14 protein-coding genes are annotated in these 15,626 nt (G+C 68.2%); 2 read left to right on the top strand and 12 right to left on the bottom strand.

The window, feature by feature from the left end:
- Positions 1-284: 284 nt before the first annotated feature.
- Positions 285-1,319 (bottom strand): LacI family DNA-binding transcriptional regulator, encoded by a 1,035-nt coding sequence (locus tag ACTIF6_RS11220; RefSeq protein ID WP_439588061.1) that lies wholly within the window; start codon positions 1,317-1,319, stop codon positions 285-287.
- Positions 1,320-1,415: 96 nt separating this feature from the next.
- Between ACTIF6_RS11220 and garD the strand changes: the two genes are divergently transcribed.
- The gene (garD, locus tag ACTIF6_RS11225; protein ID WP_439588062.1) at positions 1,416-2,999 is read left to right on the top strand and encodes a galactarate dehydratase; all 1,584 of its coding nucleotides are present in this window, start codon (positions 1,416-1,418) and stop codon (positions 2,997-2,999) included.
- A gap of 11 nt (positions 3,000-3,010) precedes the next feature.
- Here garD and ACTIF6_RS11230 read toward each other — a convergent pair whose 3' ends face one another.
- From ACTIF6_RS11230 to ACTIF6_RS11265, 8 genes are all read right to left on the bottom strand, one after another.
- The gene (locus tag ACTIF6_RS11230; RefSeq protein WP_439588063.1) at positions 3,011-3,427 is read right to left on the bottom strand and encodes a hypothetical protein; all 417 of its coding nucleotides are present in this window, start codon (positions 3,425-3,427) and stop codon (positions 3,011-3,013) included.
- Between the two features lie 136 nt (positions 3,428-3,563).
- Entirely contained in the window at positions 3,564-3,911 is a 348-nt protein-coding gene (locus ACTIF6_RS11235) for a hypothetical protein (RefSeq protein ID WP_439588064.1), read from the bottom strand.
- A gap of 82 nt (positions 3,912-3,993) precedes the next feature.
- Complete coding sequence (pgi, locus tag ACTIF6_RS11240; RefSeq protein WP_439588065.1) at positions 3,994-5,583, bottom strand: glucose-6-phosphate isomerase; 1,590 nt, start codon at positions 5,581-5,583, stop codon at positions 3,994-3,996.
- Positions 5,580-6,215, bottom strand: coding sequence for a bifunctional 4-hydroxy-2-oxoglutarate aldolase/2-dehydro-3-deoxy-phosphogluconate aldolase (eda, locus tag ACTIF6_RS11245; protein WP_439588066.1), 636 nt, complete (start codon positions 6,213-6,215; stop codon positions 5,580-5,582). Before eda ends, pgi begins: the two co-directional genes overlap by 4 nt.
- A 19-nt stretch (positions 6,216-6,234) precedes the next feature.
- Entirely contained in the window at positions 6,235-8,067 is a 1,833-nt protein-coding gene (edd, locus tag ACTIF6_RS11250) for a phosphogluconate dehydratase (protein ID WP_439588067.1), read from the bottom strand.
- A gap of 120 nt (positions 8,068-8,187) precedes the next feature.
- On the bottom strand, positions 8,188-8,919 hold the full coding sequence (gene pgl / locus ACTIF6_RS11255) for a 6-phosphogluconolactonase (protein ID WP_439588068.1): 732 nt from the start codon (positions 8,917-8,919) through the stop codon (positions 8,188-8,190).
- A 4-nt stretch (positions 8,920-8,923) separates the two neighbouring features.
- A complete protein-coding gene (gene zwf, locus ACTIF6_RS11260) occupies positions 8,924-10,399 on the bottom strand; it encodes a glucose-6-phosphate dehydrogenase (RefSeq protein WP_439588069.1) in 1,476 nt (491 codons plus the stop codon).
- 122 nt (positions 10,400-10,521) lie between these two features.
- Complete coding sequence (locus ACTIF6_RS11265; protein ID WP_439588070.1) at positions 10,522-11,529, bottom strand: PfkB family carbohydrate kinase; 1,008 nt, start codon at positions 11,527-11,529, stop codon at positions 10,522-10,524.
- A 77-nt stretch (positions 11,530-11,606) separates the two neighbouring features.
- Here ACTIF6_RS11265 and ACTIF6_RS11270 point away from each other — a divergent pair, with 77 nt between their 5' ends.
- Positions 11,607-12,770 (top strand): ROK family protein, encoded by a 1,164-nt coding sequence (locus tag ACTIF6_RS11270; RefSeq protein WP_439588071.1) that lies wholly within the window; start codon positions 11,607-11,609, stop codon positions 12,768-12,770.
- Here ACTIF6_RS11270 and ACTIF6_RS11275 read toward each other — a convergent pair.
- The 3 genes from ACTIF6_RS11275 to ACTIF6_RS11285 are packed head-to-tail and all read right to left on the bottom strand — an operon-like array spanning position 12,760 to position 15,595.
- Positions 12,760-13,407, bottom strand: coding sequence for an ABC transporter ATP-binding protein (locus ACTIF6_RS11275; protein WP_439588072.1), 648 nt, complete (start codon positions 13,405-13,407; stop codon positions 12,760-12,762). The genes ACTIF6_RS11270 and ACTIF6_RS11275 overlap by 11 nt on opposite strands.
- Positions 13,404-14,375 carry a tRNA (adenosine(37)-N6)-dimethylallyltransferase MiaA gene (miaA, locus tag ACTIF6_RS11280; protein ID WP_439588073.1) on the bottom strand — a complete coding sequence of 324 codons (972 nt, stop codon included), beginning with the start codon at positions 14,373-14,375 and terminating at the stop codon, positions 13,404-13,406. The genes ACTIF6_RS11275 and miaA overlap by 4 nt, the downstream gene beginning before the upstream one ends.
- Positions 14,372-15,595: a multidrug effflux MFS transporter gene (locus ACTIF6_RS11285; RefSeq protein ID WP_439588074.1), complete on the bottom strand. Its 1,224-nt coding sequence runs from the start codon at positions 15,593-15,595 to the stop codon at positions 14,372-14,374. Before ACTIF6_RS11285 ends, miaA begins: the two co-directional genes overlap by 4 nt.
- Positions 15,596-15,626: the final 31 nt, after the last annotated feature.

Here is a 15,626-nt window from a genome sequence, read left to right on the forward strand (position 1 = left end):
GGTTTTTCTGGCGCGGCTGCTTCGGGCTCGTGAGCGCATGGCGCTCTGTTCCGCGAATGTCCTCCGGCGGCGGGAGGCCGCCTCCCCCTTTATTTCGCTCCACAGAGCGCCATGCGCTCACGAGCTGCGAACGTAGGTGCGCGCCACCATGGGCATGCCAAAAGGTTGTTGTTGCGTGGGTGGGCAGCGCAGCGAAATAAAGGAGGAGGGCGGCGCAGCCGACCGGGGGACATTCGCGGAGCTGCCCGCCCACGCGGCAACAACCGGTCCAGGCCGGAGAACGCTCAAGTCGTATCCCGCTCGACGATGGAAAACCCCACGTCCACGACCCGGTGTGCTACCTCCCGCCCTTCGGCCCGATCGATCAGGCAGCGCCCCGCCATGCGGCCGATGTCTGCGCCGTTGATGTGCACGGTGCTCAGCGACGGCACCATGTCGGCCACGAAAGGCACGTCGCCGAAGCCCACGATGGCCAGTTGCCCGGGAATGTCGATGCCGCGCACGCGCGCCTCCGTCACCACGCCGGAGGCCAGCAGGTCGGAACTGCAGAACACCGCGTCCACGTCGGGGTGCAGCGCCAGCAGCCGGCCCAGCGCCTCGCGCCCGCTCTTGATGGTTCGCGACGAGCCCACGTCCACCACCTCCACGTGCGTATCCGCCAGCCCGCTGCGTGCCACTTCTGCGGCGTAGGCCTGCGCCCGGCGGTCGGCGCGCTCGTCGTTGGCTCGGATCATGGCCAGGCGCCGGCGTCCCTTGCCGATCAGGAACTTGGCCACTTCACGGCCAATGTCGGCGTGCGAAAAACCCACCAGCATGTCGATGGGCGCGGGTGTGAGATCCCAGGTTTCCACCACGGGAATGCCCGAGGCCAGCAAGCGCGTGCGGCCCTTGCCCGATTGAAGAATGCCCGTGAGGAAGATGCCGTCCGGCCGGCGGCCGATGATGGCTTCGAGCAGGGATTCTTCGCGGCTGGCCGAGTAGCTCGACTGGCCCAGCATCAACTGGTAACCCGCATCGAACAGGGTGCCGTTGAGCGATTCGATGGTTTCCATGAACACCGACATCACCGTGCTCGGCACCACCGCCGCAATCAGGCGGCTGCGCGACGACGCCAGCCCACCGGCCATGCGGTTGGGCACGTAGCCTGTTTTCTGCACCGCCTCCAGCACCTTCTGCCGCACGTCGACCGACACCTGCTCGGGCGTGTTGAGCACGCGCGACGCGGTGATGGGCGCCACGCCGGCCAGCCGGGCCACGTCGCGCAGGGTGATGGCCCCGCTGCCACGGCGCGCGCGCCGGATGTTGTCGGAATCTTTCATTTGCGGCTTAAAATGGTACCGGTACCAAATGTGTGACGATCGTAGCCGGAAACGGCCCATGCGTGCGGGTTGCGCGTTGAATGATAGGAGATGCGGATGTCGGAAACCCTTGCCAGAGTCACGGTGGTGCGCCCCCTGACCATCCGCATGCACGAGCGTGACAACGTCGCCATTGTTGCCAACGATGGTGGCCTGCCACCCGGCGCCACCTTGCCCGACGGGCTGGTGCTGCGCGAGAAGGTGCCGCAGGGGCACAAGGTGGCACTGGTGGACCTGCCGCGTGGCGGCTCGGTGCTGCGTTACGGCGTGCCGATCGGATTTGCGCTCGACGACATTCCCGCCGGCAGCTGGGTGCACGAACGCCTGCTGAAGATGCCCGACGCACGTGGCCTGGAGGACCTCCCCATGGCCACCGTGAAGCCCGATCCCTTGCCGCCGCTCGAGGGCTATACCTTCGAGGGTTACCGCAACCCGGACGGCTCGGTCGGCACGCGCAACATCCTGGCGATCACGCAGACGGTGCAGTGCGTGGCCGGCGTGACCGACTTCGCCGTGCAGCGCATCAAGAGCGAGCTGCTGCCGAAATACCCGAACGTGGACGATGTGGTGGCGCTGGAGCACGGCTACGGATGTGGTGTGGCCATCGATGCACCCGACGCCATCATTCCCATCCGCACACTGCGCCACATCAGCCTGAACCCCAACTTCGGCGGCGAGATGATGGTGGTCAGCCTGGGTTGCGAGAAGCTGCAACCCGAACGCCTGCTGCCGCCCGGCTCGATCCCCATTGCCGACCAGCGCACGGCCGATGATTCTTCGCTCGACGTGGTCTGCCTGCAGGACGACGCGCACGTGGGCTTCATGTCCATGGTCGACTCGATCCTGCGCCAGGCCGAAGTGCACCTGAAGCGACTGGACGCGCGCCGGCGCGAGACCGTGCCGGCCAGCGAACTGGTGGTGGGCGTGCAGTGCGGTGGCAGCGACGCGTTTTCCGGCGTTACCGCCAACCCGGCCGTGGGCTTCTGCACCGACCTGCTGGTGCGCGCCGGCGCCAGCGTGATGTTCTCCGAGACCACCGAGGTGCGCGACGGGATTGCGCAACTCACCGCGCGCGCCACCACGCCCGAGGTGGCGCAGGCCATGGTGCGCGAGATGGCCTGGTACGACGATTACCTGAAGCGCGGTAGCGTGGACCGCAGTGCCAACACCACGCCGGGCAACAAGAAAGGCGGCCTGTCCAACATCGTGGAAAAGGCGATGGGCTCAATCGTGAAGTCGGGCAGCGCGCCGATCGGCAACGTGCTCTCACCGGGCGAGAAGCTGCAAGCCAAGGGTCTGACCTACGCCGCCACGCCCGCGAGCGATTTCATCTGCGGCACCTTGCAGGTGGCCGCTGGCATGAATCTGCACGTGTTCACCACCGGGCGCGGTACGCCGTATGGCCTGGCACCGGTGCCCGTCATCAAGGTGGCCACGCGCAGCGACCTGGCCCGTCGCTGGCACGACCTGATGGACCTCAATGCCGGCACCATTGCCGATGGCACGGCCAGCATCGAGGACGTGGGGTGGGAGCTGTTCCGCCTCATGCTCGAAGTGGCCAGCGGCCGCCAGCAGACCTGGGCCGAGCGCTGGAAACTGCACAACGCGCTGGTGCTGTTCAATCCAGCGCCGGTGACCTGAAGCCGCCAGTCTTACTGGCGCGGCGGCATCGGCGGTGCCGGAATCTGCGTGGTGAGTTCGCGGATCACACCGCCGCTCTCGACAGAGCCCGATGTGTTGCCGTCGCCACGCGCCATGCGCTCGCAGATGGCCTGATCCTCGGCTGTCTTGTGAACCTGACAGCGCTGGATTGCGTTGCGTTGCAGTTGCTCAGACGAGGTGGTGGATGGCCCCGTGCGCAAGGCCTGGGCACGCGCTGCGCCCGCATCGCGCAGGCAGTTGGTGCGGTCCCCAGGCACGGCAATGCTCTGGCAGGCGGTGCGTGCAGCCTGGTAGTTGGCTTCGATGGATGCTTTGTCCGTGCCACCGGCTGCCCAGGCGGGCAGTGCGATGGCGAGCGCAGCGGTGGCCAGGCAGGTGCGCAAATGCAGGTGTTTGAAGGTTTGCATGGTGTTTCCTTTCCGAATGGCGGGACGACGAGATGTCATCGCCCGGGAACACCATGCTCAGACCATGCCGCGGCAGGGTCTGTAGTCCTTGTCTGATGAAAGGGTCGGGCAAACGCCCCGCTCTGGTCGCGGCCTGTCAGCGGCGCTGACCGCGCTGGTAGGCCTGCAGTTGCGTCTTGGCGATATTGCCTTCGAACAGCGGCGTAAGGTCTGAAACCGCTTGCAACGCACTGGTTTCATCGCGCTGCAGGCAAAGCGCCTGGGCCAGGTCGGCGCGCAGGAACCACAGCGCCTCGATGCTGGGCGCGTAGCGAATGCGGTGTTCCAGATCGGGGTTCAGCTCGGCTCCGCGAAGACCCAGCAGTCGCAGCATGGACTTCTGGATCAGCAACATCGCATGCGGGTCGGCCTTGGGCGTCGAGTCCCCGTTGCTTGACGTCAGGATCGACGTCAGGCTGCTGAGAAAGGTCTTGACGCTATGCATGCGAGGGTTCCTATAGCGGACAAGCCAGAGGGCTGGGAAATTCAACCCACTTCGGGCACCGCATTTTATACCCCAACAGGCATCAGTGTTTTTGGGCTTCTTGTGCTTCCATCGCCTTGGCCATCGTCTTGCCCAGCTCCACGCCCCACTGGTCGTAGGCGTTGATGCGCCAGATGGCGGCCTGGGTGAAGACCTTGTGCTCGTACAGCGCGATGAGCGCACCCAGGCGCTGGGGATCCAGCCGGTCGAGCCACAGCACGTGGCTGGGGATGTTGCCCTCGAAACTGCGGTGCGGCGCCATGGCAGCGGCCTGCGCAGCGTTCATGCCTTCCTTTTCCAGCAGGGCCTGCGTGTCCTGCAGGCTGCGCCCGCGCGCCATGGCCTCGGCCTGGCCGCGCAGGTTGAGGTTCACCACCGCATGGTGGGTGGCCGCCAGGGGCAGGGGCGTGTCTTCGTTGTGCACGCCGACGAAGTCCACCGGCACGGTGTGCCGCCCCTGGTGGATGAGCTGGAAATAGGCGTGCTGCCCGTCGATGCCCAGGCCGCCCCAGACGATGGGGCCGGTGTCCACCGTGGCCGGTGTGCCATCGGTGTGGGTGCGCTTGCCGTTGGACTCCATGTCCATCTGTTGCACGAAGGGCGTGAAGCGGGCCAGCCGCGAGGCATAGGGCACGATGAGGTGGGTGGGCAGGCGCAGGAAGTTGCGGTTCCACACCCCGTTCAAGGCCATCAGGACGGGGATGTTCTGCGCCAGCGGGGCCTCGGTGAAGTGCCGGTCCATCTCGCGCGCACCAGCCAGGAAGTCGCGGAAGTTCGCGGCGCCGATGGCCAGCGCCAGGGGCAGGCCCAGGGCCGACCAGACGGAATATCGCCCACCCACCCAGTCCCAGAACAGGAAGGTGCGTTCGGCCGGGTAACCCAGTTTCGCGGACTGTTGCGGGCTGGCGGTGATGGCCACCAGGTGCTTCGGCAGGTCGGCCTCGGGGCAACCGTGGTCGGTCAGCCAGCGCTGCGCGCTCGCGGCGTTGGTCAGCGTTTCCTGCGTGGTGAAGGTCTTGCTGGAGACCACGAGCAGCGTGCGCGCCGCATCGAGGCCGCGCAGCACGCTGTGCAGCGCCCAGGCGTCGGGGTTGGAGACGAAGTGCACGCGTGGGCCGGGCACGGCCGGGTGGGTCAGATGCGCCAGCGCCTCCACCGCCATGCGCGGACCCAGGTCCGAGCCCCCGATGCCGATGTTGACCACGTCGGTGATGGCTTCGCCGGTGTAGCCGCGCACCGCGCCGGCGCCCAGCGCCTCGGCGAAGTCGCAAACCCGGTTGATTTCGTGCTGCACATCGGTCTGCACCTTCTTGCCCCAGGGGCCGGTGTGCAGCGGGTCGCCTCGCAGGGCCACATGCAGCACGGGACGGCCTTCGGTGGCGTTGATTGCATCGCCCCGGAACATCGCCTCGCGCTGCTCGGCGAGATTCGATTGCTGCGCCAGTTCGAGCAGTGCGCGCTCGATCTCGGGCGTGAGGCGCTGGCGGCTGGCGTCGAGCGTGATGCCGGCGGCGCTGTGGGTCAGGCGGGTGGCCCGCCCCGGTTCGGCGAGCAGTTCGCGCAGGTGTGGGGTGGGCGCACTGGCCAGGGTCTGCAGGCGGGTCCAGGCGGGCAGGGTGTCGGGCAGGTTCATGCAGGTTGTGACAGTTGGGTTGCTTCGCGTGCGAGTTGGGTGATGCGGGTCCAGTCGCCTTGCCGCAGCGCATCGGCCGGCGTAAGCCAGGAGCCGCCGACCATGGCCACGTTGGGCAGGGCCAGCAGCTCGCGCAGATTGTCGGTGCTCACGCCCCCCGTGGGGCAGAAGCGCACGTCGGACAAGGGCGAACCGAGTGCCTTGAGCATGCCGATGCCGCCGGCCTGTGCGGCGGGAAAGAGCTTCATGAGGTGGAAGCCGTGGTCGCGCGCGCGCATCACCTCGCCGGGCGTCATCACGCCGGGAATGAAGGGCAGGTTGGCCGTTTTCACCGCTTCGACCAGCGCGTCGGTGCAGCCGGGTGAAAGCGCGAATGTGGCACCGGCGTTGATGATCTGCTGCACCTCGGCCACACGTGTCACGGTGCCGGCGCCCAGGTGCATCTGCGGCACGGCGCGCGCCACCGCCTCGATGGCCATGAGCGCCACGTCCGAACGCAGGGTGATCTCCATCACGTCGATGCCGCCTTCGAGCAGGGCGTGCGCCAGTGGCACGGCTTGCGCCGCGTCGGTGAGCACGATCACGGGCACCACGCGGGACTGGAAAGTGGGTGGGGTGAAACAGGTTGTCATGTCGGGGTCGTTCAGGGTCTTATGAAAAGAGCGGCGAGGCCCCGAGTTCGGCGGCGCTGGCCTGCTGGCGGAACAGGCCGAAGAGTTCACGCCCGCTGCCGTGCTGGTTGCCGCGCAGGTCCGGGTGCTTTACACGGCGCTTGCCGAGCGTGGCGGCGTCCACTTCCAGTTCGAGCACGCCACGCTCGCAGTCCAGCGTGATCCAGTCGCCATCGCGCACGCGAGCGATCGGCCCGCCCGCGAGGGCCTCCGGGGTGAGGTGGATGGCCGCAGGCACCTTGCCCGATGCGCCGGACATGCGGCCGTCCGTGACCAGCGCCACCTTGAAGCCCTTGTCCTGCAGCACCGCCAGCGGCGGCGTGAGTTTGTGCAGCTCGGGCATGCCGTTGGCGCGCGGTCCCTGGTAGCGCACCACGGCCACCAGATCGCGTTCGAGCTTGCCGGCGTTGAAGAGGTCCAGCAGATCGTGCTGGTCGTTCACCACCACGGCTTGGGCGCGCACCACGCGGTGTTCGGGCTTGACGGCGGAGACCTTCACCACGCTGCGGCCCAGATTGCCCTGCAGCAGGCGCAGGCCACCATCGGCGCTGAAAGGCTCGGCCACCGGGCGCAGCACGGCCGTGTCGCCACTGCGCTCGGGCACGGGTCGCCAGGCCAACTGGCCGTTGTCCAGCCAGGGCTCGCGGGTGTAGGCATCGAGGCCGGCGCCCATCACGGTGTTCACATCGGCGTGCAGCAGACCGGCAGACAGCAATTCCTGCATGAGGAAGCCCATGCCGCCAGCGGCGTGGAAGTGGTTCACGTCGGCGCTGCCGTTGGGGTACACACGCGCCAGCAGCGGAATCACGTGCGAGAGCTCCGCGAAGTCGTCCCAGTCCACCAGCACGCCGGCTGCGCGCGCCATGGCCACCAGGTGCAAGGTGTGGTTGGTCGAACCGCCGGTGGCCAGCAGGCCCACGATGCCGTTGACCAGGGTCTTCTCGCTGACGATGTCGGCCATGCAGATGGCCGGCTCGCCGGTGCGGCCGGTGTTGGCGACCGCCCGCTTGACGGCGCCACGCGTGAGCGCCTCGCGCAGGGGCGTGCCGGGGTTGACGAAAGAGGCCCCCGGCAAGTGCAGGCCCATGATCTCCATGAGCATCTGGTTGCTGTTGGCGGTGCCATAGAAGGTGCAGGTGCCGGGGCTGTGGTAAGCCTGCGCTTCCGATTCGAGCAGCGCATCGCGGCCCACCAGGCCCTGCGCGTACTGCTGGCGCACCTTGGCCTTGGCGTCGTTCGAGAGGCCCGAGGTCATGGGGCCGGCCGGCACGAAGACCGTGCTCAGGTGGCCGAACTGCAAGGAGCCCATGAACAGGCCTGGCACGATCTTGTCGCAGATGCCGAGCATGAGCGCGGCATCGAACACGTTGTGCGAGAGCGCCACGGCTGTGCCGAGCGCGATCACGTCGCGCGAGAACAGCGAGAGCTCCATGCCGGCCGCGCCCTGCGTGACGCCGTCGCACATGGCGGGCACGCCACCGGCCACCTGGGCGGTCGCGCCCAGCGCGTGCGCGTGGTCGCGGATCTTCTGCGGGTAGGTTTCGTAGGGCTGGTGCGCGGAGAGCATGTCGTTGTACGCGGTGACGATGCCCACATGCGGCGCGCGCTCGGCGTGGATCTTGAGCTTGTCGGCTGCGGGCAGTGCGGCCGTGGTGTGAGCCATGTTGGCGCAGCCCATGCCGGTGCGCTGCGTACCGCTCTTGCGCTGCGCGGCCATGGCCGCCAGGTACTCGGCACGGCTTTCGGCGCTGCGTTCGACGATGCGTCGGGTGACGCGGTCCAGGGTCGGGTGAAGTGGGGCGGTGGTGGTCATGAAGGGAGTCCAATTCTTTCAAGAAACACCACGGAACCGGCTTTGCCGGGCCGCAGGTGTTGCCCCCTTGAGGGGGGATGCGGCTACACGCAGTGAGCAAGCGACGGGGGTGTTCATGGTTTATGCCAGCCACACGCTCACGGGCGTCTGGTACTGGTTCAGCACCAGTGAGACCGGCAGCGACTCGTCCGCAGCCAGGCGCGCCTGCTGGTAGGTGGCAAGCTTTCCCGCACCGGTGATGGACAGGGCCAGCTCGCGCGTGGCCAGCAGGGCGGGCAGGGTGAGGGTCAGGCGTGCGTGGGGCGCGGCGATGGGGCGCAACCAGGTCAGCGGACCGCTGCCGCGCAGCGCCTGAGCCAGCCGAGGGGCACCCGGAAACAGCGAGGCGGTGTGGCCGTCTTCGCCCATGCCCAGCACCACCAGATCCATGGGCCAGGGGTGGGCAGCGAGTCGTTGGTTGGCGGCATCGACCAGAGCGTTGAGCGCGGTGTCGCTCAGGGTGGCAGGCAGGGTGTCGAAGAAGGGCACGAAGGTGGCCGCCGCTGCCGGGCCCTGCAGCAGGTGGGTGCGCACCAGGGCGGTGTTGCTCTCCGGGTGGTCGTGCGCCACGCAGCGTTCGTCGACCAGCACCACGGTCACGCGGGGCCAGTCCAGCGTCTGTTCGCGCAGTTGTTCGAACATGGCCACGGGCGACCTGCCACCCGAGACCGCGAGCACCGCATGGCCACGCAAGGTGATGGCCTCGCGCAGGCGCCGTGCGATGTGGCGCGCGAGCTGCTGCGCCTGCTCGGCCGCGCTGCCGGCGGGGTGCACCTGCAAGGTGGTCGGCGGTATCGGGTCGTCTTCCTTCATGGCCTCATGCCTCCTCGGCCCAGGCCGATCCCTCGCGCGCCATCAGTGCCGATGAGGCAGCAGGGCCCCAACTGCCGGCGGCGTAGGGCCGGGGTTTTTCGTTCAGGTTCTTCCAGCCGTCCAGGATGGGTTCGACCCAGCTCCACGCGGCTTCGAGTTCGTCGCGCCGCATGAAGTGCGTCAGGCGTCCCTTGGTCACGTCCATGAGCAGGCGCTCGTAGGCCTCGGCACGGCGTGCGCTGAAGGCCGACTCCAGGTCCAGATTCAGGCTGACGGGACGCAGGCGCATGCCGCTGCCGGGTTCCTTGGCCATCATCTGCAGTTGCACGTGCTCTTCCGGCTGCAGGCGGATCATCAGGCGGTTGACCGGCTGGCGCGGTGCATCGGGAAAGATGGTGTAGGGCAGGTCGGCGAACTCGATCACGATCTCTGAACGGCGTTCGGCCATGCGCTTGCCGGTGCGCAGGAAGATCGGCACGTTGGCCCAGCGCCAGTTGTTGATGTGCGCGCGCAGGGCCACGAAGGTTTCGGTGTTGCTCTCGGGCGGCACGTTGGCTTCCTGGTGGTAGCCCACGGCCTTGTCGCCATTGGACGCACCCGCGGTGTACTGGCCGCGCACGGTGTCGCGCGCCACGTCGGCAACGGTCATGGGGCGCAGCGAGCGCAGCACCTTGAGTTTTTCATCGCGCACGGCATCGGGGTCGAGCGAGACAGGAGGTTCCATGGCCACGATGCACAGCAGTTGCAGCAGGTGGTTCTGCAGCATGTCGCGCAGCGCGCCGGTGCCGTCGTAGAAGCCCGCGCGACTGCCCACACCGACCGATTCGGCCACCGTGATCTGCACGCTCTTGATGAAAGGGCTGCGCCACAGTGGCTCGAAGATGGTGTTGCCGAAGCGCAGCACCATGAGGTTCTGCACCGTCTCCTTGCCCAGGTAGTGGTCGATGCGGAAGGTCTGCGATTCGCTGAAATGCCGCCCCACCTCGTCGTTGATGGCGCGTGCCGAGGCCAGGTCGTGGCCGAGCGGCTTTTCCAGCACCACGCGCGAATGCGCATCGATCAGCCCGGCGCCGGCCAGGTTCGCGCAGATGCCGGTGAACAGCGTGGGCGCGGTGGCCAGGTAGTACACCCGGTCCGAGCCGTTCTCCAGGGCCGCGCCCAGCCGGGCGAAGTCGGTGGGCTCGGTGGCGTCGAGACAGACATAGATCAGCCTTTCGACAAAGGCGGTCCAGGCCTGGGCGTCCAGCGCCTCGGGGTCGATGAAGCCGCGCACCTTCTCGTCCACGAAGGCGGTGAAGGCCGCGCGATCCCAGGGCTGCCGGCCCAGCGCGAGGATGCGCGTGGACGGCGGCAGGTTGTGGTGCAGGTGCGCCATGTACAGCGCGGGCAGCAGCTTGCGCACGGAGAGGTCACCGGCGCCACCGAAGATGACGAGGTCCAGGGGCGCTGCGGGGGTGACGGGAGCGGCAGAGGTGACCATGTTTCTAATTTGGTTACGAGACTTTTTTAATTTTAATGTAATAAAGTTACAAGCCGGGTTCTTCTTGCGCGGCAAGCCCTGACCTTAACGCGATGCACCGCGTCGTGCACGCGGAAAAAGTGTCAGAGCGTGAGCACGTGGGGCGGCGCGAGCCGCAGCCGTTCGGCCACCTGGGTCGAGCTGGGCGGGGTGCAGCCGGTTTCCATCACGCACAGGCTGGCGCTGGCGACGGCGTGGGACAGGATGTAGCGCATATCCTCGTCAAGACTCGGGTTCTGCAGGCGGAGCGTTTCCTGTCGGGCGGGGCGCGACAGCAGGCCGGCCAGCAACCCGGCGAGAAAACAGTCGCCCGCGCCCACCGTGTCCACCACGGCCACCGGTGTGGTCTCGCAGGCCTGCCAGGCGCGGCCATCGCGGTGGAGCAGCACGGCGCCGCGTGCGCCCAGCGTCAGGGCCAGCCACGGCGCTGGCGTGTCCGCCAGCAGGGCGCGAGCGTCCGCCACGGGATCTGCGCCCACGTGGCCCAGGGTTACCAGGTCGTCGTCGCTCACCTTGATCAGGTGGGCCTGCTGCAGCGCGGCCATCACGCTCGCCCGGTATGCCGTCATGTCGGGCACGAGCGCCGGGCGCAGGTTGGCATCCACCACCACCAGGTGGCCTGCCGCGCGCTGCGCCTGCAACCAGGGCAGCACCTTGTTGCGGTCTTCGGCCACCAGCGCGAGACAACCGGTGGCCACGACCCGCAGTGTGGGCGCGGCGTTGCAGGCCGCGTTCAAGGTGGCTGCATCCACCTCCCGGTCGGCGACGCCATCGCGGTAGAAGCTGTAGCTGGCCTTGCCCTCTGCATCGAGCCCGACCACCGCGAGCGAGGTCGGCTGGTGCACCGGATCGGGTCGCGCCAGCGCCACCCCCGCCTGGGCCAGCCCTTGTGCAAGCTGGCGACCGAAACGGTCGCGCGACAGTGGGTTCAGGTACAGCGTGCCCACGCCTTGCAGGCCGAGCGCGCGGCTGAGGTTGTAGACCGCGCCACCGGCGCAGGGCTGCAGACGACCCTCGGCGTCCTCGAGGAGGTCGATGAGCGCTTCGCCTGCGGTGGCGACCTGGATCGGCAAGGACTCAGGGAAAGTCATAACTAAACGCAGTTGATTTATTGTCCTGAGGCGAAGTATCGTTCAGCCCCCGAACCGACCGACATCGTGAAAACCCCATGAACCAGCTTGGCATGCGCCAGATCAACGACCGCGTGGTGCTGCAGGCATTGCGCGTGCACGGCAGCCTGGCCAAGGCGGATCTCGCGCGCCTCACCGGCTTCACGGCGCAGACCATCGGCCAGATCACGGCGCGGCTCGACGCCGACGGCCTGTTGAGCCACGCGGAGCCGGTGCGGGGTCGCGTGGGCCAGCCTTCGGTGCCGCTCGGCCTGGCGCCCGACGGCGCGTTCGCACTCGGTGTGCACATCGGCCGCCGCAGCGCCGACTGGCTGCTGGTGGACTTCACTGGCCAGGTGCGCGAGCACCTGTCGATGGACTACGACTTTCCAGACGTACCGGTGCTTCTGCCAGCGATCCGGCGAAACCTCCACCAGCTGCTGCGGGGTCTCGGGGCCCGGCGCGAACGCGTGGTGGGTGTGGGCGTGGCTGCACCCTTCCAGCTCGGGGGCTGGCACCGCCTGCTCGGCTTGAGCGCCGCGCGCTCGCGAGCCTGGAACCAGATCGACCTGGCGGCGGAGGTACAGGGATTCACCGAGTTGCCGGTGAGCTTTGCCAGGGACAGCTCGGCCGCCTGCGTGGCCGAGCTGTTGCAGGGCCGTGGGCGCGAGCTGCGCAGTTTTCTCTACCTGTTCATGGACACCTTTGTCGGCGGTGCGCTGGCGCTGGATTCCCGGTTGCACCGGGGTTTGCACGGCAATGCAGGCGCGGTGGCATCGATGCCCCTGCGCACCGCGCGCGGCAAGGACCTGCCACCGCAGTTGGTGAGCCAGGCCTCGGTGTGGGGCTTGGAGCAGCGCCTGCGCGACCACGGACTCGATCCCCTGGCCGCTTACGACACGCGAGCGCTGCAGCCGCCCTGGCTGCCGCACAGCCGGGCCTGGCTGGTGCAATCGGCCCAGGCACTGGCGCAATGCATCACCTCGGGGATCGCGTTCCTGGATGTCGAGGCGGTGGTGCTGGACGGCGCGGTGGCGCCCGAGCTGCTCGGCGCGCTGTGCGATCGGACGCGCGACGCGCTGGATGCCTACGATTGGGAAGGCCTGCAACGGCCCCGGCTGGAGCTGGGCGGCATGGGTTCGGATGCGCGTGCGCTCGGCGGCGCCTTGCTGCCGCTGCACGAATGCTTCGCGCCGGAACACGGCGCTTTCTTCAAGGCTTGAGCCCGAGTGCCGTGAGGTGCAGCACGCGCCGGGCGCGCGAGGCGGCTGTGGTCGAGTGCGTGACGAGCACCAGCGCGGCCCCACTGTCTTCGGCCTGTCGCTGCAGCACGTCCATCACCTGCGCGGCGGTGGTCGGATCGAGGTTGCCGGTGGGTTCGTCGGCGAGCAGCAGGCCGGGGCGGTGCACGAGGGCGCGCGCAATCGCCACGCGCTGCAACTGGCCGCCCGAGAGCTCGGCGGGCAGCCGTGCGCCGAGTTCGCCCAGGCCCACGGCGTCGAGCATCTCGCGCACGCGGGCCGGATCGGGGCGGCCCAGCAGCAACAGCGGCAGGCCCACGTTCTGCGCCACGTCCAGGTGCGGCAGCACGTGGAACGCCTGGAACACGAAGCCCAGGTGTTCGCGCCGCCAGTGCGCGCGCTGCGTTTCGCCGAGCGTGCCCAGGTCCACGCCGTCGTGGTGGATGGTGCCTTCGCTCCAGTCGTCCAGCGCGGCCAGGCAGTTGAGCAGGCTGGATTTGCCTACGCCCGACTCACCCACGATGGCCACGAACTCGCCCGGCTCCACGCGCAGGCTCACGCCGCTGAAGACGGCCGTATCGCCGTAGCGCTTGCCCAACTGGTCGACGATGAGCGTCATGCGGTTGCTCCCAGGCGTTGCGCGACCGCCGCAAGCACCTGCGGCAAAGCATCCGGTGCATCGCACGCGATCACCTGGCGCTGCGGCATCGAACGCAGCCAGGTGAGCTGACGCTTGGCCAGCTGGCGCGTGGCGAAGATGCCCAGTTCGCGAAGCTCGGCCTGTTGTGCGGCTGAAAGCGCTTCCCCGTGCAGATCCATGAGTTCCCAGGCCTGGCGGTAACCCACGCAGCGCATGGAGGGCAGGTCGGTGGAGAGGTCGCCGCGCGCGCGCAGGCGACGAACCTCGTCGAGGAAGCCGTCGGCAAGCATGTGATCGAAGCGCTGTGCAATGCGCCCGTGCAGCCAGGTGCGCTCGGCGGGCTCCAGCGAGATCAGGTGTTCCGGTGCGAGCGGGCTCTGCGGGTTGTGCTGGCGCCCGCTCTGGAAACTGGAAATGGGTCGACCCGACACCTCGAACACTTCCAGGGCCCGCTGAACCCGCTGTGCATCGTTGGGAGGCAGGCGCGCGGCGGTAGCGGGGTCCACGCGCGCGAGCTCGGCGTGCAGCGCCGGCCAGCCGAGTTCGCGCGCGCGCGCATCGATGGCATCCCTCACGCCGGCATCGGCTGGCGGCATCTCGTCCAGCCCGGCCAGCAAGGCCTTGAAGTAGAGCATCGTGCCGCCCACCAGCAGCGCGGTGCACCCGCGTGCAGTGATCTGATTCACCAGCGCCGTGGCGTCGCGCACGAACCCGGCCGCGCTGTAGCTCTCCAGCGGGTCCAGGATGTCGATGAGATGGTGCGGCACCTGCGCGAGCTCGGCGGCGCTGGGTTTGGCGGTGCCGATGTCCATGCCGCGGAAGACCAGCGCCGAATCCACGCTCACGATCTCCACCGGCCACCGCTCTGCGATGGCCAGCGAGGCCGCGCTCTTTCCGCTGGCCGTGGGGCCGGCGATTGCAATGCAGCGTGGTGCGGCCGGCTTCATGCCATGCGCACAGGCGCGGGCTTGGGATCGCCATGCCGCTGAACCAGCGTCCATGAGGTGGCGGCGATGAGCACGCTCCAGAACCAGATGCCGTTGGTGAGGGGCAGCACGGAGCCGTTGCCTTCGGCAATGCCGGCAAGGCTGCGGCCCAGCCAGCCGCCCATGAAGAAGGCCGCCACCATCATGAGGAAGCCGCTGAGCGCTGAAGCCGCACCGGCGGCCTGGGGAAACGGTCCCACCGCACCGGTCTGGCTCACGGGCTGGTGCACGCCATGGGCCAGCATGAAGAGGTAGAACGGCACCATGATGGCCCAGGGGCTCTGCACGCCGGCCCACGCCATCAATCCCATGCTGGTGCCCGCGACCAGCGTCAGGCCGCCGGCAATCGCCTCGCTGCGACGGATGCCGAAGTGCGGGAGCAGGCGCCGGCACAGGAAGGTGCCGAGGATGTAGCTCAGCGACACGCTGAGCATCACCAGGCCATATTGCGTCTTGCTCAGGCCCAGCACCTGGATGAACACGAAGGACGAACCGGCCAGGAAGGTGAAGAGACCACCATAGGACGCGGTGGCGAGCAGCGCAAACGCCCAGAAGGTGGGATGGCGCGCGATCTGTGTCCATGTGGCCAGCAGCTTGCCGGGATGAAGGGCCTCCGGGTTTTTTCGAGGAAGCGTTTCCTCGAAGCGCCACACCAGCAACGCCAGCGTGCCTGCACCGAACACGGCCAGGGCCAGCAGGGACAGGCGCCATCCGAAGAAGTCGGAGAGCAGACCCCCAACGGGTGCGCTGGCGCAGGCGATCACACCCAGGCCGGTGAGACCCTTGGACATCACGCGTGCGCCATCGGCCGGCGCGTACAGGTCGCGCACCAGGGCGCGAGCGCACATCACGGCCGCGCCCATGGCCACGCCCTGCACGATGCGCCAGGCGATGAGCTGTTCCATCGATGGAGAGAACACGCTGCCCACCGAGGCGGCCACGTAGGCCGCCATGCCCACCAGCAGGATCGGGCGGCGTCCGAACCGGTCCGACAACGGCCCCCAGACCAGCTGCGACAGGCCGAAAGCCAGCAACAAGGCGGTGAGGGTGAGCTGGGCTTGCGACATCGGTGCGCCGAAACCCTGCGTGATCGAGGGCAGGGCAGGCAGATAGAGGTCGGTGGTGATGGGCTGAATGCCCAGCAGCAGGGCGAGCACCAGCACGATGAGGCCGGGCGACATGCGGGAAGAAACAGGCGTGGAGGGCATCCGG

Source organism: Hydrogenophaga sp. (genome assembly GCF_051860785.1).
In the GTDB taxonomy this organism is placed as follows: domain Bacteria; phylum Pseudomonadota; class Gammaproteobacteria; order Burkholderiales; family Burkholderiaceae_C; genus Hydrogenophaga.